The organism is Serratia sp. YWN4 (assembly GCF_055790845.1).
In genome coordinates this window covers 5389744-5408079 of record NZ_CM147696.1, presented here as the reverse complement: position 1 = coordinate 5408079, position 18336 = coordinate 5389744, and the positions used below count along the sequence as shown (strand labels likewise).

At 58.4% G+C, this 18336-nt stretch carries 19 protein-coding genes; 12 read left to right on the top strand and 7 right to left on the bottom strand.

Annotation, left to right across the window (positions count from 1 at the left end):
* Positions 1–11: 11 nt before the first annotated feature.
* A complete protein-coding gene (locus ACX9GT_RS24880; protein ID WP_473189169.1) occupies positions 12–362 on the bottom strand; it encodes a hypothetical protein in 351 nt (116 codons plus the stop codon).
* Positions 363–419: 57 nt separating this feature from the next.
* On the opposite strand from ACX9GT_RS24880, the gene tnpA (ACX9GT_RS24875) reads away from it, so the two are divergent.
* The 3 genes from tnpA (ACX9GT_RS24875) to tnpC (ACX9GT_RS24865) are packed head-to-tail and all read left to right on the top strand — an operon-like array spanning position 420 to position 2748.
* Positions 420–752: an IS66 family insertion sequence element accessory protein TnpA gene (gene tnpA / locus ACX9GT_RS24875; protein WP_473189060.1), complete on the top strand. Its 333-nt coding sequence runs from the start codon at positions 420–422 to the stop codon at positions 750–752.
* On the top strand, positions 739–1119 hold the full coding sequence (gene tnpB, locus ACX9GT_RS24870; protein ID WP_473189059.1) for an IS66 family insertion sequence element accessory protein TnpB: 381 nt from the start codon (positions 739–741) through the stop codon (positions 1117–1119). Before tnpA (ACX9GT_RS24875) ends, tnpB (ACX9GT_RS24870) begins: the two co-directional genes overlap by 14 nt.
* A gap of 42 nt (positions 1120–1161) precedes the next feature.
* Complete coding sequence (gene tnpC / locus ACX9GT_RS24865) at positions 1162–2748, top strand: IS66 family transposase (protein ID WP_473191545.1); 1587 nt, start codon at positions 1162–1164, stop codon at positions 2746–2748.
* Positions 2749–2990: 242 nt separating this feature from the next.
* On the opposite strand, the gene ACX9GT_RS24860 is transcribed toward tnpC (ACX9GT_RS24865), so the two are convergent.
* Complete coding sequence (locus ACX9GT_RS24860) at positions 2991–3215, bottom strand: SymE family type I addiction module toxin (RefSeq protein ID WP_473189168.1); 225 nt, start codon at positions 3213–3215, stop codon at positions 2991–2993.
* Between the two features lie 81 nt (positions 3216–3296).
* Positions 3297–3722, bottom strand: a complete 426-nt coding sequence (locus ACX9GT_RS24855; RefSeq protein ID WP_473189167.1) for a helix-turn-helix domain-containing protein — start codon at positions 3720–3722, stop codon at positions 3297–3299.
* Between the two features lie 112 nt (positions 3723–3834).
* On the opposite strand from ACX9GT_RS24855, the gene ACX9GT_RS24850 reads away from it, so the two are divergent.
* Positions 3835–7047 (top strand): CHC2 zinc finger domain-containing protein, encoded by a 3213-nt coding sequence (locus ACX9GT_RS24850; protein ID WP_473189166.1) that lies wholly within the window; start codon positions 3835–3837, stop codon positions 7045–7047.
* Positions 7047–8099: a site-specific tyrosine recombinase XerC gene (gene xerC, locus ACX9GT_RS24845; protein ID WP_473189165.1), complete on the top strand. Its 1053-nt coding sequence runs from the start codon at positions 7047–7049 to the stop codon at positions 8097–8099. The genes ACX9GT_RS24850 and xerC (ACX9GT_RS24845) overlap by 1 nt, the downstream gene beginning before the upstream one ends.
* Positions 8100–8388: 289 nt before the next feature.
* On the opposite strand, the gene ACX9GT_RS24840 is transcribed toward xerC (ACX9GT_RS24845), so the two are convergent.
* Positions 8389–8532 (bottom strand): hypothetical protein, encoded by a 144-nt coding sequence (locus ACX9GT_RS24840; RefSeq protein WP_473189164.1) that lies wholly within the window; start codon positions 8530–8532, stop codon positions 8389–8391.
* Positions 8533–9048: 516 nt separating this feature from the next.
* Here ACX9GT_RS24840 and ACX9GT_RS24835 point away from each other — a divergent pair.
* Positions 9049–9852 (top strand): hypothetical protein, encoded by an 804-nt coding sequence (locus ACX9GT_RS24835; protein WP_473189171.1) that lies wholly within the window; start codon positions 9049–9051, stop codon positions 9850–9852.
* Positions 9853–10209 (top strand): immunity 8 family protein, encoded by a 357-nt coding sequence (locus tag ACX9GT_RS24830; RefSeq protein ID WP_473189170.1) that lies wholly within the window; start codon positions 9853–9855, stop codon positions 10207–10209.
* Positions 10210–10245: 36 nt separating this feature from the next.
* On the opposite strand, the gene ACX9GT_RS24825 is transcribed toward ACX9GT_RS24830, so the two are convergent.
* A complete protein-coding gene (locus ACX9GT_RS24825) occupies positions 10246–10596 on the bottom strand; it encodes a hypothetical protein (protein WP_473189169.1) in 351 nt (116 codons plus the stop codon).
* A 57-nt stretch (positions 10597–10653) separates the two neighbouring features.
* Between ACX9GT_RS24825 and tnpA (ACX9GT_RS24820) the strand changes: the two genes are divergently transcribed.
* Genes tnpA (ACX9GT_RS24820) through tnpC (ACX9GT_RS24810) form a run of 3 tightly spaced genes read left to right on the top strand, consistent with a single transcriptional unit; the run spans position 10654 to position 12982 of the window.
* The gene (tnpA, locus tag ACX9GT_RS24820; RefSeq protein WP_473189060.1) at positions 10654–10986 is read left to right on the top strand and encodes an IS66 family insertion sequence element accessory protein TnpA; all 333 of its coding nucleotides are present in this window, start codon (positions 10654–10656) and stop codon (positions 10984–10986) included.
* On the top strand, positions 10973–11353 hold the full coding sequence (tnpB, locus tag ACX9GT_RS24815; RefSeq protein ID WP_473189059.1) for an IS66 family insertion sequence element accessory protein TnpB: 381 nt from the start codon (positions 10973–10975) through the stop codon (positions 11351–11353). The genes tnpA (ACX9GT_RS24820) and tnpB (ACX9GT_RS24815) overlap by 14 nt, the downstream gene beginning before the upstream one ends.
* Positions 11354–11395: 42 nt before the next feature.
* Positions 11396–12982, top strand: a complete 1587-nt coding sequence (gene tnpC / locus ACX9GT_RS24810; RefSeq protein ID WP_473191545.1) for an IS66 family transposase — start codon at positions 11396–11398, stop codon at positions 12980–12982.
* A 242-nt stretch (positions 12983–13224) separates the two neighbouring features.
* Here tnpC (ACX9GT_RS24810) and ACX9GT_RS24805 read toward each other — a convergent pair whose 3' ends face one another.
* Both ACX9GT_RS24805 and ACX9GT_RS24800 read right to left on the bottom strand, forming a co-directional pair.
* Positions 13225–13449 (bottom strand): SymE family type I addiction module toxin, encoded by a 225-nt coding sequence (locus ACX9GT_RS24805; protein WP_473189168.1) that lies wholly within the window; start codon positions 13447–13449, stop codon positions 13225–13227.
* 81 nt (positions 13450–13530) lie between these two features.
* Positions 13531–13956, bottom strand: coding sequence for a helix-turn-helix domain-containing protein (locus tag ACX9GT_RS24800; RefSeq protein ID WP_473189167.1), 426 nt, complete (start codon positions 13954–13956; stop codon positions 13531–13533).
* 112 nt (positions 13957–14068) lie between these two features.
* On the opposite strand from ACX9GT_RS24800, the gene ACX9GT_RS24795 reads away from it, so the two are divergent.
* Both ACX9GT_RS24795 and xerC (ACX9GT_RS24790) read left to right on the top strand, forming a co-directional pair.
* Positions 14069–17281 (top strand): CHC2 zinc finger domain-containing protein, encoded by a 3213-nt coding sequence (locus ACX9GT_RS24795; protein WP_473189166.1) that lies wholly within the window; start codon positions 14069–14071, stop codon positions 17279–17281.
* Positions 17281–18333: a site-specific tyrosine recombinase XerC gene (gene xerC / locus ACX9GT_RS24790; protein WP_473189165.1), complete on the top strand. Its 1053-nt coding sequence runs from the start codon at positions 17281–17283 to the stop codon at positions 18331–18333. Before ACX9GT_RS24795 ends, xerC (ACX9GT_RS24790) begins: the two co-directional genes overlap by 1 nt.
* Positions 18334–18336: the final 3 nt, after the last annotated feature.

The following is an 18336-nucleotide window of genomic DNA, read 5'->3' as shown; positions in this document are numbered from 1 at the left end:
GGTTGTTGCTTTTATGCTTTGAAAACCTCCACTTCCCGCCGTTGTAACCGAAGCACACCGGGCGCAATGGTGAGTTCCAGTTGTTCCGCGTTGGTAATGCCGGACTCGGTGAGCCAGTCGCCGCCGATAATCAGCTCGCCGTTATCCCGCACCCAATCCGCACCCAAGTCGGGACGGTCTTGGCTGGCTTCGCACAATGCTTCCCAGGTGGCGTCGTCGGTGACGACAGTGATCCACAAGGTGTGATGCTGGCGCGTCAGTTGTAACGGGGTGCCAGCGGTAAATCCGAGTCTGGCCAACGTAGCGCCTTCAATCATCAGTTCCGGGATCGGTGTGTACTTCCGGTGAACTCGTATTTTCATAATAATTTCAGCAGGTAAGATCGGCACCATCCTCCACTGACACAAGGGTGTTTACCGATGCAAAAACAACGATGGTTCATTGACCAGAAAAAACAACACGTCGCCAGTTGGCGCGCCAGCGGCCTTACCCGCCGGCAGTATTGTGAGCTCAACGATATTCCTTTTACCTCCTTTCGTGAATGGCCCCAAGATGTCGCAAAAGCTCAACGACGTGCAAGCAAACCTACTGTTTTGCCCGTTCATATCGTCCAATCCGCTCCACCTTCTGAACCCTTTTCATCTGTGGCGAATGAACCCGTTACGCTATTCCTGCCCGGCGGAATACGGATGTGCTGCCATCCTTCACAACTGACCGATGTCTTCAAGGCGCTCAAGCATGCTGACGCCTGAAAATGTCTTTCTCGCCGTGAAACCCGTTGATATGCGGCGCGGGATCGACACGCTTACGCAGTACGTGCAAGATGAACTGCAGGCGTCCTGGCACGAAGGTGCCGCCTTCGTCTTCACCAACAAGGCTCGCTCCCGCATTAAGGTGCTGCGCTGGGATAAGCACGGCGTCTGGTTGTGCGTTCGTCGTCTGCACAAAGGAAACTTCCGCTGGCCCCGGGCAAATGAGGTTGCCTGGTCACTCACGCCCGATGAGTTCAACTGGCTCGTCAGTGGTGTTGACTGGCAGCAGGTGAGAGGCCACGACCTCGAAAAATGGGTCTTCCGTGGCGAGTCTGAATATGGCTCGCAGAACATGATAACCTCATGAAGAATAATGATTATCCATGTCGGGAGTGGTATAATGATCCGCATGGATATCTCCGTTCTCACCACCATCAGTGACATCGAACAGCTTCGCACTCTGGCACTTGCCATGGTGCAAAATGCAATGTCTGAGAATGCAGAAAAAGAAAAACTTCGTCAGCAAAATACCGGGCTTCAACAGCGTATCGAACTCCTGGAAGAAATGCTGAAACTGGCCCGCCAACAGCGCTTCGGGAAAAAAAGTGAGACCCTGGCCGGGATGCAACGCTCCCTGTTCGAAGAGGATATGGATGCCGATATCGCCGCCGTTGAAGCGCAACTGGATACATTGCTTCCCCCAGAAGAAACGCCCCCCGGCAAAAGTCCGGCACGTAAACCGCTTCCGGCACATCTTCCGCGAAAAGAGATCGTTATCGTTCCCGCATCAACGGAAAGCTGCCTTGACCCCGAATGCCCTGGAATGCTGCACCACATCCGCGATGAAGTGAGCGAAAAACTGGAGTACATCCCGGCCCGCATCGTGGTTAACCGGTATGTTCGCCCGCAGTACGGCTGCAACTGCTGCCAGTGTGTGGTCAGCGGTGACATGCCCGCGCACATTATCCCGAAAAGTGTGGCTGAACCGTCACTCATCGCGCAACTGGTGATAAGTAAACACTGTGACCATATGCCGCTGTATCGTCAGCAGTCGGTGCTGGCCCGGTCAGACATCAGTCTGCCCGTCAGCACGATGGCGGATATGGTCGGGCGTGCGGGCACCGTACTGACGCCACTGGCAGAGACGTTGCACCGGATGTTGCTGACACGGGATGTGGTACACGCCGATGAAACGCCCCTGCAACTCCTCGACACGAGAAAAGGGGGCAAATCCCGCGCCGGTTATCTCTGGTGCTACGTCAGTGGTGAACGAAGTGGCCCGCCAGTGGTGTGCTTCGACTGTCAACCCGGCAGAAGCAGCCAATATCCGGCGGGATACCTGAAAGACTGGGCCGGGAGCCTGGTGGTTGACGGGTACCCGGCGTATGAAACGCTGGCAAACCAGCACAACGGGATAATCCTGTCGGGGTGCTGGGCTCATGCCCGCAGAAACTTCGCGGACCTGTATAAAGCGGGTAAAGATCCGCGTGCAGCCACGGCGATAAGACAGATAGCCAGCCTGTACCGGCTGGAAAAGAAGATCCGGCACCGGCCAGTAGAAAAGGTCCGCCAGTGGCGACAGCGTTATGCGCGACCGGCACTGGAAAAACTTTGGCACTGGCTGGAACAGCAGAAAAATGCGTGCCCGGAGAACTCTGCGCTGGGCAAAGCGATCACGTACGCGCTGAAACGTCGGGTTGCCCTCAGTCGCTTCCTGGACGATGGCGGGTTGCCGCTGGACAACAATGTCTGCGAGCGGGCGATCAAACCGGTGGTCATGGGCAGAAAATCATGGTTGTTCGCAGGTTCGGTTGCAGCAGGCGAACGCGCGGCGAAAATCATGAGTCTGCTGGAAACGGCAAAGATGAATGGCCTGGAGCCGCATGCCTGGCTGACGGATGTTTTGCGGCGTCTGCCGGGCTGGCCAGAAGCGCGTCTGGAGGAGTTGTTGCCGCTGCCGGGGTTCACCTTCGCGGGGAGCGACGCCTGCCAGTAATCCCGTGACTTCCCGCACTAAGGACTTGCGGCGCTGACACCGTAAATATCGGGAGCCCGCGTCCCACATGGCTTCAACGGCAGCGACAACGGACTCAGCCCCTGTGCCAAAGCCCCCCAACACCACACTCAGCACTTCACCACCTGACGAACGGCCTCCTGTAAACCAGATGCAGGTCTCATAAACCTGTCAATACGGGTTCACCGGAAGCACACGGATCGGTTGAGGGGTAAAGGTGACGTTCATGCGTTCCCCTCCGTGGCGGGCGTGGTGCGGATAATCAGTTGGCCGTGTTCGGCGGTAATGCTCACCGGTTGGCCCTGGGTAAAGCCCAACGCTTCCAGCCAGCGGCCCTTGATGGTCAGTTGTGGCAGCGGGTTCGGCCTGCCGCCGTTGGTGCGGTAACCGACCACGCTCTTACGTGCTTGGGGTGCGGTGGGTTGTGACGTAGAATCTGTTCTAGCCATGGTAACTACTCCTGTTAGTTGCGGTGGTGAGCAGGTTGTTGGTGTTCCACCACCTTCAACCTGCGTTAAAAATCCTGTCTGTTAGCTGCCTGTCTCCTGCTGCTGCGCCTGTGCAATCACCGCATCCAGCATCTCAGCCACCATCTTCTGCCGGGCCTTCGGTAGCTGGCTGATCACTTCAATCTGCTGTTCCAGCCGGGATGCCGGGCCGCGCTTGCGCGGTGTGCGCTCTGTCTCTTCACCCAGCAATCCCTCCAGAGAAACCGAAAGCAGCTTCGCTACAGCAGGCAGTGCGGATATCTGTATCCGCCGTCTGCCTGCTTCCCAGGACTGTACGGCCTGCTGTGAAACGTTCAGTGCTTGCGCCATCTGCGCCTGAGTCATGCCAGAAGCCTTACGGAGTTCTGTCATGCGCTTGCCCAGCGCGGCCATAAATATCTGTTCTTCATTGGTAACAGGGGCGGCCATCGTCTTTTTTACCGTGGTTGTTCGTGACTTGATGACCATAATCTACTCCCTGTTTTACATCTCTCTGTTGTAAATACTACCTACTGTGGTATATGCTTGTCGAGTTATTTTTACTGAAACCCTATTGACAGGTTTTTACAGGAGCAGCGAAATGGGCAGGATCACCCCGGAAGATCTGGAGCAGTTAAAGCGTGATGTGTCGCTGTTGAAGGTGGCACAAAGCCAGCGGCGTGAACTGAAACGCCAGGGCAAGGACTCTGTGACGCTGTGCCCGTTCCACCGGGAGAAAACCCCGTCCTGTGTGATCTCGCCTGACAAGAACCTGTATCACTGCTTCGGCTGCGGCGCAGCGGGTTCGGTGCTGGACTGGTTGATGAAAACCGAATATCTGGACTTCCTGAGTGGGCTGCTGCGGCTGAAAGAGCTGGCGGGGCTGTCGTCGTTTACTGTCGCTGCGGTGAAGGCCGTAGCCCCTTCTCCTGCTTCGCCGCCTGTGGTGCGCCCCAAACTGGCCGATCTGGATGATGATGGCCAGGCGCTGCTTAACCAGGTGATCGACTTCTATCACCAGCAGTTGCTGGCGTCGCCGGAGGCGCAGGAATGGCTGGTGAGCCGCGGGTTGACGCATCCCGACCTGGTGAGTCACTTCCGGCTGGGGTATGCCGGGGCGCACGGTATTGCGGGTGAAGCCGGGGTGTTGCCCTCAAAATCGAGTAAGGAGGGCAGGCGGCTGCGGGAGCGGTTGATCGCGGTGGGGGTGCTGCGGGAAGTCACCAAGCAAGATCACTTCCGGGGCTGCGTGGTGATGCCGGTGATCGGCTGGTCGGAGTCGGCCAATGTGGCTCATCGTGGCCGGGTGCTGCAACTGTATGGGCGCAGAACGGTGGTTGATCACCAGGTGAAAAAAGGCTCGTCCAAACACCTGTATCTGCCGTCGCCGCTGGCCGGGGTATGGAATGAAGCGGCGTTGAAAGCGTCCTCGGAAGTGATCCTGTGCGAAGCGCTGATCGACGCCATGACCTTCTGGTGTGCCGGGTTCCGCAATGTGATCGCGGCCTATGGCTGCAACGGCTTTACAGCGGATCATCTGGCGGCGTTGCAGTATCACGGCGTGAAGCGGGTGTTGATCGCCTTCGATCGGGACGAAGCTGGAGATCGGGGGGCGGAAGCCGTCGCCGGTGAGTTGCTGGAGCTGGGGATCGAAGCGTGGCGGGTGCGGTTCCCGCAAGGGTTGGATGCGAATGCGTATGCGCTGAAAAGCGGCAATCCTGAAAAGGCGCTGGGGCTGGCACTGGAACAAGCCGCGTGGATGGGCCATGGAACCGGGCCGGGGGCGGTGTTCGTGCAGGAAACACCGGGGCCGGACACCCCTTCTTCTTTAGCCGCCTTGCCGGGCGTGCAGGTTGCGCCGTTGTCGGCTGAAACCGCGCCTATCCCCGGCGAAGTCACGGCAGCGGGTGAGCTGTTGATGCGCTGCGGCCCGCGTGTGTGGCGGGTGCGCGGCTGGCAAAAGAATACGGTGCCGGACGTGATGAAGGTGAACGTCCAGGTGCGAGATGAAGCCAGCGGCGCGTTCCATGTTGACCAGTTGGACATGTACCACGCCAAACAGCGGCAGGGCTTTATCAACGTGGCCGTGGTTGAGCTGGGCTGTGAGTTGGCGGTTATCAAGCGCGAGGCTGGCCGGTTGCTGCTGTTGCTGGAGCAGAAACAGGACGAGGCGCGGCAGGCGGTAGAGTTGGCCGCACCTGCCGGGGTGGCGTTGAGTACTGAGGATGAAGCGGCGGCGCTGGCACTGCTGAAAGATGCACGGCTGGCTGAACGGGTGGTGAATGACCTGGCATCGTGTGGTGTGGTGGGCGAATCCTCCAACCTGCTGACCGGGTATCTGGCGGCGGTGAGTCGCAAACTGGACAGGCCATTGGCGGTGCTGATACAGAGCAGCTCGGCGGCGGGGAAATCGTCGTTGATGGATGCGGTGCTGAACCTGATGCCGGAAGAAGAGCGCGTCCAGTACTCGGCCATGACCGGGCAGAGCCTGTATTACCTGGGGGAAACCTCGCTCTCGCACAAGATACTGGCCATTGCAGAGGAAGAAGGTGTTCGCCAGGCGGCGTATGCGCTGAAGCTGTTGCAGTCGGACGGGGAGTTGAAAATCGCCTCCACCGGGAAGAACGAGCAGAGCGGCGAACTGGTGACGCGGGAATACAAGGTGCAAGGCCCGGTGATGCTGATGCTGACCACCACGGCTATCGATGTGGATGAAGAACTGTTGAATCGCTGTCTGGTGCTGACGGTGAACGAATCGCGGGAGCAGACGCAGGCCATCCACGCCTTGCAGCGGCATCATCAAACGCTGGAAGGGTTGCTGGCGGCGAATGAAAAAGGCTATCTGACGCGGTTGCACCAGAATGCACAGCGGCTGTTGCGGCCGCTGAAGGTGGTGAATCCGTATGCGGAACAACTGACGTTCTTATCGGACAAAACCCGCACCCGGCGCGACCATATGAAGTATCTGACGTTGATACAGAGCATCGCGCTGTTGCACCAATACCAACGGGAGGTGAAGCGGGTACAGCATCGCGGTGAATGGCTGGAATATATCGAGGTGGCGCGGTCAGATATCGCGCTGGCGAACCGGTTGGCGCATGAGGTGCTGGGGCGGACGCTGGACGAAATGCCACCACAAACCCGCAAGCTGTTGGTGTTGCTGCGGGACTGGATAAAGGGCCGCGCCGAACAGCAGGCACTGCAAGCGGACGAGGTGCGGTTCACGCGGCGGGATGTGCGGGCGGCGTTACAGTGGGGTGATACACAGCTCAAGGTGCATCTGGCGCGGCTGCTGGAGATGGAGTACCTGGTCGTGTTCCGGCGTGGCTTAACCTATGAATACGGGCTGTTGTGGGACGGTGAAGACAACGGCGCGGCGCATCTGTGCGGCTTGTTGGAGGTGTGCGAAGCGTCTCGGTCGGGGTCTGAGGTAGAACAGTCGGCCCCTGGTCGGGGTGGGGTCGGCGGTCAGTCGGAGAGTGAAAAAGTGCCTTCATGTCAGGCAGAGCAAGGCTTGGCGGCGGAAGTGGTTGGGGTTGCGCCGGATAGAGTAATCAAGGGAAAAAATAAACGTGCGGCTTCCCCATCGCCCACCCTAAACGGCGTGGATGAGGGCAAAGAGAACCGGTCGGGGTCTGAGGTAGAACGGTCGGCCTCTGGTCGGGGTGGGGTCGGTGGTCAGTCGGCAGGTGAAAAAGTGGCTTCGAGCCAGGCAGGACAAGGCTTGGTGGTGGAAGCGGTCGGGGTTGCCTCAAACACCGTAATAAAGGGAAAAAATAAACGGACTGTTGCCCCTGCTGTTGGAGGTGAGTAATGGCCTACCGCAGACCCCGCGCCGATGCGCTGCTGACCGTGGATGAAGTCTACCGTAAGCCGGTTGGCCCGGCGCATGACCCCAAAAGCCTGTATGCGCTGCTGCTGCGGTTCGTGAAGTGGCGCAGAGAGCGTAACTGGTCGGAAACCACGCTGAAGACCCAAACCCATCATCAATACCGCTTTATCCTGTGGGCCGCTGAACGCGGGCTGCACTATCCGCAAGAAATCACCTTGCCCATCCTGGAACGTTATCAGCGGTATCTGTTCACCTACCGCAAACCGGACGGCGAGCCGTTGAGCAGCCGGACGCAGCGGAGCCAGTTGGGGCCGTTGGTGGTGTGGTTCGCCTGGATGACGCGCAGCCATCTGCTGTTGGCCGACCCGGCATCGGGTCTGGTGTTGCCGAGGCTGGAGAAGCGGCTGCCGCGCCATATCCTGAGTGTGGAGGAGGTGGAGCAGGTGTTGGCGTTGCCGGACATTAGCACGCTGAAAGGGCTGCGTGACCGGGCGCTGCTGGAGCTGTTGTGGTCAACGGGGATGCGGCGCATGGAAGTGGCCGGGCTTGACCAGCACGCGGTGGATGCCAGCCGAAGAACCGTCACTATCCGGCAGGGCAAGGGGAAGAAAGACCGGGTTATCCCCATCGGGGAACGGGCGTTAAAGTGGGTGCTGCATTATCAGCACCAGGTGCGGCCGCAGTTGCTGGTCAATCCCGAGGTGACGGCGCTGTTCGTGGCGCTGGACGGTGTGGCCGGGCTGACGCCGAACGGCGTGACCCTCGTGACCAAGGAATATATCGTGGCGTCGGGCCTCAGCCGTTGGGGCAGTTGCCACCTGTTCCGCCATGCGATGGCCACGCAGATGTTGGAAAACGGCGCAGATATCCGCTGGATACAGGCGATGTTGGGCCATGCGAGTATCGAATCGACGCAAATCTATACGCAGGTGAGTATCCGTGCGTTGCAGGCGGTGCATGCGTCGACCCATCCGGCGGAGCAGGCGGACAGTCAAGAGCCGGACGCAGTAACGGTGATGTCGGACAGCCTGTAAAGCTAGCTCGCTCTCTGTGAGTGCGTTGGCGAGTGCTCAGGCAGCAGGCGCGCCGTTCGCTTCTGTACGTTCCTAAGCCGCAGCGCGGCGCACCTCCTGCCCTGGTCAGCCTCGACGTGTGCGGGGGTCAATACCCGCCCGGCCAGCGTTAAACCGTGGTGCTCTCTGTTGGTTGGGTTGCTGGCCGTTCGGTCATTAAACATAACGCGGGAGATTATGCGCACCCGTCCCGACGGGCAGTAAACCCTATCTAAAGCCCAGCCAGCGGGCCGTATACGCATAATCTGCGTTATGTCGTGCGCCCCCGCAGCGGGCAGGTTCTGCGTCGGTTGCGGGTTGGGCAATCTTCCTTGGCATCATTAACGGCCAGTGCGGTGTGGCGCGCCGCTCGCAGGCTCCCGCCGCTGTTGGCGACAGTGTTCTTCTTCAACATCAAGGTCAACGGCAAAAGGGTTGTCGGCCTGGCGGCCTCCGCTTGAAGGGCTTAATGCCCGCCCGGCTGCGTCTGGCTGCGGCGGCTCGCAGTCGTTCCTCCTTGCTCGTTCCCGCCTCGCCAGCTTCCGCGCCCGCCCCGGTTCTGTGTGGTCATGCAAAGTCAAAACCCGGCTTGGGCAGGTGTGCAACAGAGCGCCGTTCCGGCCCTTGCGGAGGCTCGCCGCCCCGCACCTGGCAGGCGGTTCGGCGACGCACAGCAAAAAGCCGCTGTGCGCCGCCTCCCGCCGCGGAGAAAACCGGAAAAGCGGTAATGGCAGCGGCTGACGCCGCTGCTATGATGTGTGTGCGGTTGCTCTTTAACAGTGCTGGGGAAAGTGTGATACCGGGCGTAAAAGTCGCGTCGGGGCAAAAAGTTGCGAGTGTGAAAATGCACTGGCGAAATGGGCTTGTAACTGACTGACGGCACAGGGAAAAAGTGGTTGCGGCGGTCAACTTCACGACGGAGCACGTTGTTGTGGAGAATAACGCGCTGAGTGATATCGGCGAGAACAAAGTTGCTGGCGTGACGCAGGAACAGAAATACCAAAAAGCCCAGGATGAACTCAACGCACTCGTAGAAGACTACAAGCAGAAAAACTGTGCCGGGATGAGTGCAGAAGCGTGTTCAGCGAAGATAAGCGAGAATCGCGATGAACTGCTGAAAGGAGCTGCGGGCTTTGGGATAGACTTCGTGCCTATCATTGGTGATATCAAGAGCTTTGCGGAGGCGCAGAGTGCGCTGGATTATCTGGTTGCGGCGATGGGCATTTTACCGGTTGCTGGTGATGCAGCGGGTAAGGCAATCAAAGCGGCAGAGGCGGCGCTGAAGAAGGGGGATGTTGCTGAAGCGTCTCAGTTGATCAATAAGGCCAGTGATGAGATATCGGCAAGTAGCTCAGCCAACTATGCGAAGTTGAAAGACGATTTAAGGCAACAAAACCTCGATAGCATTGCGAAGCAAGATCCGAGGTTGGATGCTGTAATCAAAGGCGATAATGGAAAGCTAAATTATGGCGTTGGTGCGGGTACTAAAGAGGAAGCTGATCAGCTGGGTAAAATTTGGGTTGGCGAAGGATCTAGACCAACGAGTGATGGCACAGGGTTAGTTAGTGCCGATGGAACCAGAATTTATCGATCCCCAAAAGAAAAACCAAATACACCGGGTTCACTAAATCCAACAGGAACGCAGGCTAACTTTGAAAGTTATACAAAAAATATTGAAACAGGAAAAATGGATAAAGTTGGTAACGGTCACTTGAATATTTCGGGGGAAAAGTAAATGAAAGCATCTCTAAGAAGTATTGGTTGTGATTGGTTTGATTTATCAAGTTATCAACCTGAACAGGATGATTGTTTTCAATTTTTAGCTCATTTATGTATAGGACCAGTAGGAGAAGAAGGAATCAATCATTTTGATGTATTTATCTGCACCCCAGAGTGGCTCTGTAAGCACCATTGGGTGCCTGAGCTGATGCGTCATACTCTACTGGTTCGCAAGTATGATCTTGATGAGATTACTAAAACCATCACAGATTATATTGATCAGTGTGAAGGTAGTGACTGGATGGAGATCGCCCAAAAGCTCTCCCGCGTCTTTGCCTGGGAGTTCGAAGATTACCAGCCTTACCAACCATAAACAGTAACCCCGGCCAGTTGGCCGGGGTTGTTGCTTTTATGCTTTGAAAACCTCCACTTCCCGCCGTTGTAACCGAAGCACACCGGGCGCAATGGTGAGTTCCAGTTGTTCCGCGTTGGTAATGCCGGACTCGGTGAGCCAGTCGCCGCCGATAATCAGCTCGCCGTTATCCCGCACCCAATCCGCACCCAAGTCGGGACGGTCTTGGCTGGCTTCGCACAATGCTTCCCAGGTGGCGTCGTCGGTGACGACAGTGATCCACAAGGTGTGATGCTGGCGCGTCAGTTGTAACGGGGTGCCAGCGGTAAATCCGAGTCTGGCCAACGTAGCGCCTTCAATCATCAGTTCCGGGATCGGTGTGTACTTCCGGTGAACTCGTATTTTCATAATAATTTCAGCAGGTAAGATCGGCACCATCCTCCACTGACACAAGGGTGTTTACCGATGCAAAAACAACGATGGTTCATTGACCAGAAAAAACAACACGTCGCCAGTTGGCGCGCCAGCGGCCTTACCCGCCGGCAGTATTGTGAGCTCAACGATATTCCTTTTACCTCCTTTCGTGAATGGCCCCAAGATGTCGCAAAAGCTCAACGACGTGCAAGCAAACCTACTGTTTTGCCCGTTCATATCGTCCAATCCGCTCCACCTTCTGAACCCTTTTCATCTGTGGCGAATGAACCCGTTACGCTATTCCTGCCCGGCGGAATACGGATGTGCTGCCATCCTTCACAACTGACCGATGTCTTCAAGGCGCTCAAGCATGCTGACGCCTGAAAATGTCTTTCTCGCCGTGAAACCCGTTGATATGCGGCGCGGGATCGACACGCTTACGCAGTACGTGCAAGATGAACTGCAGGCGTCCTGGCACGAAGGTGCCGCCTTCGTCTTCACCAACAAGGCTCGCTCCCGCATTAAGGTGCTGCGCTGGGATAAGCACGGCGTCTGGTTGTGCGTTCGTCGTCTGCACAAAGGAAACTTCCGCTGGCCCCGGGCAAATGAGGTTGCCTGGTCACTCACGCCCGATGAGTTCAACTGGCTCGTCAGTGGTGTTGACTGGCAGCAGGTGAGAGGCCACGACCTCGAAAAATGGGTCTTCCGTGGCGAGTCTGAATATGGCTCGCAGAACATGATAACCTCATGAAGAATAATGATTATCCATGTCGGGAGTGGTATAATGATCCGCATGGATATCTCCGTTCTCACCACCATCAGTGACATCGAACAGCTTCGCACTCTGGCACTTGCCATGGTGCAAAATGCAATGTCTGAGAATGCAGAAAAAGAAAAACTTCGTCAGCAAAATACCGGGCTTCAACAGCGTATCGAACTCCTGGAAGAAATGCTGAAACTGGCCCGCCAACAGCGCTTCGGGAAAAAAAGTGAGACCCTGGCCGGGATGCAACGCTCCCTGTTCGAAGAGGATATGGATGCCGATATCGCCGCCGTTGAAGCGCAACTGGATACATTGCTTCCCCCAGAAGAAACGCCCCCCGGCAAAAGTCCGGCACGTAAACCGCTTCCGGCACATCTTCCGCGAAAAGAGATCGTTATCGTTCCCGCATCAACGGAAAGCTGCCTTGACCCCGAATGCCCTGGAATGCTGCACCACATCCGCGATGAAGTGAGCGAAAAACTGGAGTACATCCCGGCCCGCATCGTGGTTAACCGGTATGTTCGCCCGCAGTACGGCTGCAACTGCTGCCAGTGTGTGGTCAGCGGTGACATGCCCGCGCACATTATCCCGAAAAGTGTGGCTGAACCGTCACTCATCGCGCAACTGGTGATAAGTAAACACTGTGACCATATGCCGCTGTATCGTCAGCAGTCGGTGCTGGCCCGGTCAGACATCAGTCTGCCCGTCAGCACGATGGCGGATATGGTCGGGCGTGCGGGCACCGTACTGACGCCACTGGCAGAGACGTTGCACCGGATGTTGCTGACACGGGATGTGGTACACGCCGATGAAACGCCCCTGCAACTCCTCGACACGAGAAAAGGGGGCAAATCCCGCGCCGGTTATCTCTGGTGCTACGTCAGTGGTGAACGAAGTGGCCCGCCAGTGGTGTGCTTCGACTGTCAACCCGGCAGAAGCAGCCAATATCCGGCGGGATACCTGAAAGACTGGGCCGGGAGCCTGGTGGTTGACGGGTACCCGGCGTATGAAACGCTGGCAAACCAGCACAACGGGATAATCCTGTCGGGGTGCTGGGCTCATGCCCGCAGAAACTTCGCGGACCTGTATAAAGCGGGTAAAGATCCGCGTGCAGCCACGGCGATAAGACAGATAGCCAGCCTGTACCGGCTGGAAAAGAAGATCCGGCACCGGCCAGTAGAAAAGGTCCGCCAGTGGCGACAGCGTTATGCGCGACCGGCACTGGAAAAACTTTGGCACTGGCTGGAACAGCAGAAAAATGCGTGCCCGGAGAACTCTGCGCTGGGCAAAGCGATCACGTACGCGCTGAAACGTCGGGTTGCCCTCAGTCGCTTCCTGGACGATGGCGGGTTGCCGCTGGACAACAATGTCTGCGAGCGGGCGATCAAACCGGTGGTCATGGGCAGAAAATCATGGTTGTTCGCAGGTTCGGTTGCAGCAGGCGAACGCGCGGCGAAAATCATGAGTCTGCTGGAAACGGCAAAGATGAATGGCCTGGAGCCGCATGCCTGGCTGACGGATGTTTTGCGGCGTCTGCCGGGCTGGCCAGAAGCGCGTCTGGAGGAGTTGTTGCCGCTGCCGGGGTTCACCTTCGCGGGGAGCGACGCCTGCCAGTAATCCCGTGACTTCCCGCACTAAGGACTTGCGGCGCTGACACCGTAAATATCGGGAGCCCGCGTCCCACATGGCTTCAACGGCAGCGACAACGGACTCAGCCCCTGTGCCAAAGCCCCCCAACACCACACTCAGCACTTCACCACCTGACGAACGGCCTCCTGTAAACCAGATGCAGGTCTCATAAACCTGTCAATACGGGTTCACCGGAAGCACACGGATCGGTTGAGGGGTAAAGGTGACGTTCATGCGTTCCCCTCCGTGGCGGGCGTGGTGCGGATAATCAGTTGGCCGTGTTCGGCGGTAATGCTCACCGGTTGGCCCTGGGTAAAGCCCAACGCTTCCAGCCAGCGGCCCTTGATGGTCAGTTGTGGCAGCGGGTTCGGCCTGCCGCCGTTGGTGCGGTAACCGACCACGCTCTTACGTGCTTGGGGTGCGGTGGGTTGTGACGTAGAATCTGTTCTAGCCATGGTAACTACTCCTGTTAGTTGCGGTGGTGAGCAGGTTGTTGGTGTTCCACCACCTTCAACCTGCGTTAAAAATCCTGTCTGTTAGCTGCCTGTCTCCTGCTGCTGCGCCTGTGCAATCACCGCATCCAGCATCTCAGCCACCATCTTCTGCCGGGCCTTCGGTAGCTGGCTGATCACTTCAATCTGCTGTTCCAGCCGGGATGCCGGGCCGCGCTTGCGCGGTGTGCGCTCTGTCTCTTCACCCAGCAATCCCTCCAGAGAAACCGAAAGCAGCTTCGCTACAGCAGGCAGTGCGGATATCTGTATCCGCCGTCTGCCTGCTTCCCAGGACTGTACGGCCTGCTGTGAAACGTTCAGTGCTTGCGCCATCTGCGCCTGAGTCATGCCAGAAGCCTTACGGAGTTCTGTCATGCGCTTGCCCAGCGCGGCCATAAATATCTGTTCTTCATTGGTAACAGGGGCGGCCATCGTCTTTTTTACCGTGGTTGTTCGTGACTTGATGACCATAATCTACTCCCTGTTTTACATCTCTCTGTTGTAAATACTACCTACTGTGGTATATGCTTGTCGAGTTATTTTTACTGAAACCCTATTGACAGGTTTTTACAGGAGCAGCGAAATGGGCAGGATCACCCCGGAAGATCTGGAGCAGTTAAAGCGTGATGTGTCGCTGTTGAAGGTGGCACAAAGCCAGCGGCGTGAACTGAAACGCCAGGGCAAGGACTCTGTGACGCTGTGCCCGTTCCACCGGGAGAAAACCCCGTCCTGTGTGATCTCGCCTGACAAGAACCTGTATCACTGCTTCGGCTGCGGCGCAGCGGGTTCGGTGCTGGACTGGTTGATGAAAACCGAATATCTGGACTTCCTGAGTGGGCTGCTGCGGCTGAAAGAGCTGGCGGGGCTGTCGTCGTTTACTGTCGCTGCGGTGAAGGCCGTAGCCCCTTCTCCTGCTTCGCCGCCTGTGGTGCGCCCCAAACTGGCCGATCTGGATGATGATGGCCAGGCGCTGCTTAACCAGGTGATCGACTTCTATCACCAGCAGTTGCTGGCGTCGCCGGAGGCGCAGGAATGGCTGGTGAGCCGCGGGTTGACGCATCCCGACCTGGTGAGTCACTTCCGGCTGGGGTATGCCGGGGCGCACGGTATTGCGGGTGAAGCCGGGGTGTTGCCCTCAAAATCGAGTAAGGAGGGCAGGCGGCTGCGGGAGCGGTTGATCGCGGTGGGGGTGCTGCGGGAAGTCACCAAGCAAGATCACTTCCGGGGCTGCGTGGTGATGCCGGTGATCGGCTGGTCGGAGTCGGCCAATGTGGCTCATCGTGGCCGGGTGCTGCAACTGTATGGGCGCAGAACGGTGGTTGATCACCAGGTGAAAAAAGGCTCGTCCAAACACCTGTATCTGCCGTCGCCGCTGGCCGGGGTATGGAATGAAGCGGCGTTGAAAGCGTCCTCGGAAGTGATCCTGTGCGAAGCGCTGATCGACGCCATGACCTTCTGGTGTGCCGGGTTCCGCAATGTGATCGCGGCCTATGGCTGCAACGGCTTTACAGCGGATCATCTGGCGGCGTTGCAGTATCACGGCGTGAAGCGGGTGTTGATCGCCTTCGATCGGGACGAAGCTGGAGATCGGGGGGCGGAAGCCGTCGCCGGTGAGTTGCTGGAGCTGGGGATCGAAGCGTGGCGGGTGCGGTTCCCGCAAGGGTTGGATGCGAATGCGTATGCGCTGAAAAGCGGCAATCCTGAAAAGGCGCTGGGGCTGGCACTGGAACAAGCCGCGTGGATGGGCCATGGAACCGGGCCGGGGGCGGTGTTCGTGCAGGAAACACCGGGGCCGGACACCCCTTCTTCTTTAGCCGCCTTGCCGGGCGTGCAGGTTGCGCCGTTGTCGGCTGAAACCGCGCCTATCCCCGGCGAAGTCACGGCAGCGGGTGAGCTGTTGATGCGCTGCGGCCCGCGTGTGTGGCGGGTGCGCGGCTGGCAAAAGAATACGGTGCCGGACGTGATGAAGGTGAACGTCCAGGTGCGAGATGAAGCCAGCGGCGCGTTCCATGTTGACCAGTTGGACATGTACCACGCCAAACAGCGGCAGGGCTTTATCAACGTGGCCGTGGTTGAGCTGGGCTGTGAGTTGGCGGTTATCAAGCGCGAGGCTGGCCGGTTGCTGCTGTTGCTGGAGCAGAAACAGGACGAGGCGCGGCAGGCGGTAGAGTTGGCCGCACCTGCCGGGGTGGCGTTGAGTACTGAGGATGAAGCGGCGGCGCTGGCACTGCTGAAAGATGCACGGCTGGCTGAACGGGTGGTGAATGACCTGGCATCGTGTGGTGTGGTGGGCGAATCCTCCAACCTGCTGACCGGGTATCTGGCGGCGGTGAGTCGCAAACTGGACAGGCCATTGGCGGTGCTGATACAGAGCAGCTCGGCGGCGGGGAAATCGTCGTTGATGGATGCGGTGCTGAACCTGATGCCGGAAGAAGAGCGCGTCCAGTACTCGGCCATGACCGGGCAGAGCCTGTATTACCTGGGGGAAACCTCGCTCTCGCACAAGATACTGGCCATTGCAGAGGAAGAAGGTGTTCGCCAGGCGGCGTATGCGCTGAAGCTGTTGCAGTCGGACGGGGAGTTGAAAATCGCCTCCACCGGGAAGAACGAGCAGAGCGGCGAACTGGTGACGCGGGAATACAAGGTGCAAGGCCCGGTGATGCTGATGCTGACCACCACGGCTATCGATGTGGATGAAGAACTGTTGAATCGCTGTCTGGTGCTGACGGTGAACGAATCGCGGGAGCAGACGCAGGCCATCCACGCCTTGCAGCGGCATCATCAAACGCTGGAAGGGTTGCTGGCGGCGAATGAAAAAGGCTATCTGACGCGGTTGCACCAGAATGCACAGCGGCTGTTGCGGCCGCTGAAGGTGGTGAATCCGTATGCGGAACAACTGACGTTCTTATCGGACAAAACCCGCACCCGGCGCGACCATATGAAGTATCTGACGTTGATACAGAGCATCGCGCTGTTGCACCAATACCAACGGGAGGTGAAGCGGGTACAGCATCGCGGTGAATGGCTGGAATATATCGAGGTGGCGCGGTCAGATATCGCGCTGGCGAACCGGTTGGCGCATGAGGTGCTGGGGCGGACGCTGGACGAAATGCCACCACAAACCCGCAAGCTGTTGGTGTTGCTGCGGGACTGGATAAAGGGCCGCGCCGAACAGCAGGCACTGCAAGCGGACGAGGTGCGGTTCACGCGGCGGGATGTGCGGGCGGCGTTACAGTGGGGTGATACACAGCTCAAGGTGCATCTGGCGCGGCTGCTGGAGATGGAGTACCTGGTCGTGTTCCGGCGTGGCTTAACCTATGAATACGGGCTGTTGTGGGACGGTGAAGACAACGGCGCGGCGCATCTGTGCGGCTTGTTGGAGGTGTGCGAAGCGTCTCGGTCGGGGTCTGAGGTAGAACAGTCGGCCCCTGGTCGGGGTGGGGTCGGCGGTCAGTCGGAGAGTGAAAAAGTGCCTTCATGTCAGGCAGAGCAAGGCTTGGCGGCGGAAGTGGTTGGGGTTGCGCCGGATAGAGTAATCAAGGGAAAAAATAAACGTGCGGCTTCCCCATCGCCCACCCTAAACGGCGTGGATGAGGGCAAAGAGAACCGGTCGGGGTCTGAGGTAGAACGGTCGGCCTCTGGTCGGGGTGGGGTCGGTGGTCAGTCGGCAGGTGAAAAAGTGGCTTCGAGCCAGGCAGGACAAGGCTTGGTGGTGGAAGCGGTCGGGGTTGCCTCAAACACCGTAATAAAGGGAAAAAATAAACGGACTGTTGCCCCTGCTGTTGGAGGTGAGTAATGGCCTACCGCAGACCCCGCGCCGATGCGCTGCTGACCGTGGATGAAGTCTACCGTAAGCCGGTTGGCCCGGCGCATGACCCCAAAAGCCTGTATGCGCTGCTGCTGCGGTTCGTGAAGTGGCGCAGAGAGCGTAACTGGTCGGAAACCACGCTGAAGACCCAAACCCATCATCAATACCGCTTTATCCTGTGGGCCGCTGAACGCGGGCTGCACTATCCGCAAGAAATCACCTTGCCCATCCTGGAACGTTATCAGCGGTATCTGTTCACCTACCGCAAACCGGACGGCGAGCCGTTGAGCAGCCGGACGCAGCGGAGCCAGTTGGGGCCGTTGGTGGTGTGGTTCGCCTGGATGACGCGCAGCCATCTGCTGTTGGCCGACCCGGCATCGGGTCTGGTGTTGCCGAGGCTGGAGAAGCGGCTGCCGCGCCATATCCTGAGTGTGGAGGAGGTGGAGCAGGTGTTGGCGTTGCCGGACATTAGCACGCTGAAAGGGCTGCGTGACCGGGCGCTGCTGGAGCTGTTGTGGTCAACGGGGATGCGGCGCATGGAAGTGGCCGGGCTTGACCAGCACGCGGTGGATGCCAGCCGAAGAACCGTCACTATCCGGCAGGGCAAGGGGAAGAAAGACCGGGTTATCCCCATCGGGGAACGGGCGTTAAAGTGGGTGCTGCATTATCAGCACCAGGTGCGGCCGCAGTTGCTGGTCAATCCCGAGGTGACGGCGCTGTTCGTGGCGCTGGACGGTGTGGCCGGGCTGACGCCGAACGGCGTGACCCTCGTGACCAAGGAATATATCGTGGCGTCGGGCCTCAGCCGTTGGGGCAGTTGCCACCTGTTCCGCCATGCGATGGCCACGCAGATGTTGGAAAACGGCGCAGATATCCGCTGGATACAGGCGATGTTGGGCCATGCGAGTATCGAATCGACGCAAATCTATACGCAGGTGAGTATCCGTGCGTTGCAGGCGGTGCATGCGTCGACCCATCCGGCGGAGCAGGCGGACAGTCAAGAGCCGGACGCAGTAACGGTGATGTCGGACAGCCTGTAAAGC

Excerpts from the sequence above, each read along its gene's own strand:
- ACX9GT_RS24850 (WP_473189166.1), top strand. The coding sequence starts at position 3,835 with ATGGGCAGGATCACCCCGGAAGATCTGGAGCAGTTAAAGCGTGATGTG.
- ACX9GT_RS24855 (WP_473189167.1), bottom strand. The coding sequence starts at position 3,722 with ATGGTCATCAAGTCACGAACAACCACGGTAAAAAAGACGATGGCCGCC.
- tnpC (WP_473191545.1), top strand. The coding sequence starts at position 1,162 with ATGGATATCTCCGTTCTCACCACCATCAGTGACATCGAACAGCTTCGC.
- tnpB (WP_473189059.1), top strand. The coding sequence starts at position 739 with ATGCTGACGCCTGAAAATGTCTTTCTCGCCGTGAAACCCGTTGATATG.
- xerC (WP_473189165.1), top strand. The coding sequence starts at position 7,047 with ATGGCCTACCGCAGACCCCGCGCCGATGCGCTGCTGACCGTGGATGAA.
- ACX9GT_RS24800 (WP_473189167.1), bottom strand. The coding sequence starts at position 13,956 with ATGGTCATCAAGTCACGAACAACCACGGTAAAAAAGACGATGGCCGCC.
- ACX9GT_RS24830 (WP_473189170.1), top strand. The coding sequence starts at position 9,853 with ATGAAAGCATCTCTAAGAAGTATTGGTTGTGATTGGTTTGATTTATCA.
- ACX9GT_RS24860 (WP_473189168.1), bottom strand. The coding sequence starts at position 3,215 with ATGGCTAGAACAGATTCTACGTCACAACCCACCGCACCCCAAGCACGT.
- tnpC (WP_473191545.1), top strand. The coding sequence starts at position 11,396 with ATGGATATCTCCGTTCTCACCACCATCAGTGACATCGAACAGCTTCGC.
- tnpB (WP_473189059.1), top strand. The coding sequence starts at position 10,973 with ATGCTGACGCCTGAAAATGTCTTTCTCGCCGTGAAACCCGTTGATATG.
- tnpA (WP_473189060.1), top strand. The coding sequence starts at position 420 with ATGCAAAAACAACGATGGTTCATTGACCAGAAAAAACAACACGTCGCC.
- ACX9GT_RS24880 (WP_473189169.1), bottom strand. The coding sequence starts at position 362 with ATGAAAATACGAGTTCACCGGAAGTACACACCGATCCCGGAACTGATG.
- ACX9GT_RS24825 (WP_473189169.1), bottom strand. The coding sequence starts at position 10,596 with ATGAAAATACGAGTTCACCGGAAGTACACACCGATCCCGGAACTGATG.
- ACX9GT_RS24795 (WP_473189166.1), top strand. The coding sequence starts at position 14,069 with ATGGGCAGGATCACCCCGGAAGATCTGGAGCAGTTAAAGCGTGATGTG.
- tnpA (WP_473189060.1), top strand. The coding sequence starts at position 10,654 with ATGCAAAAACAACGATGGTTCATTGACCAGAAAAAACAACACGTCGCC.
- xerC (WP_473189165.1), top strand. The coding sequence starts at position 17,281 with ATGGCCTACCGCAGACCCCGCGCCGATGCGCTGCTGACCGTGGATGAA.
- ACX9GT_RS24840 (WP_473189164.1), bottom strand. The coding sequence starts at position 8,532 with ATGTTGAAGAAGAACACTGTCGCCAACAGCGGCGGGAGCCTGCGAGCG.
- ACX9GT_RS24805 (WP_473189168.1), bottom strand. The coding sequence starts at position 13,449 with ATGGCTAGAACAGATTCTACGTCACAACCCACCGCACCCCAAGCACGT.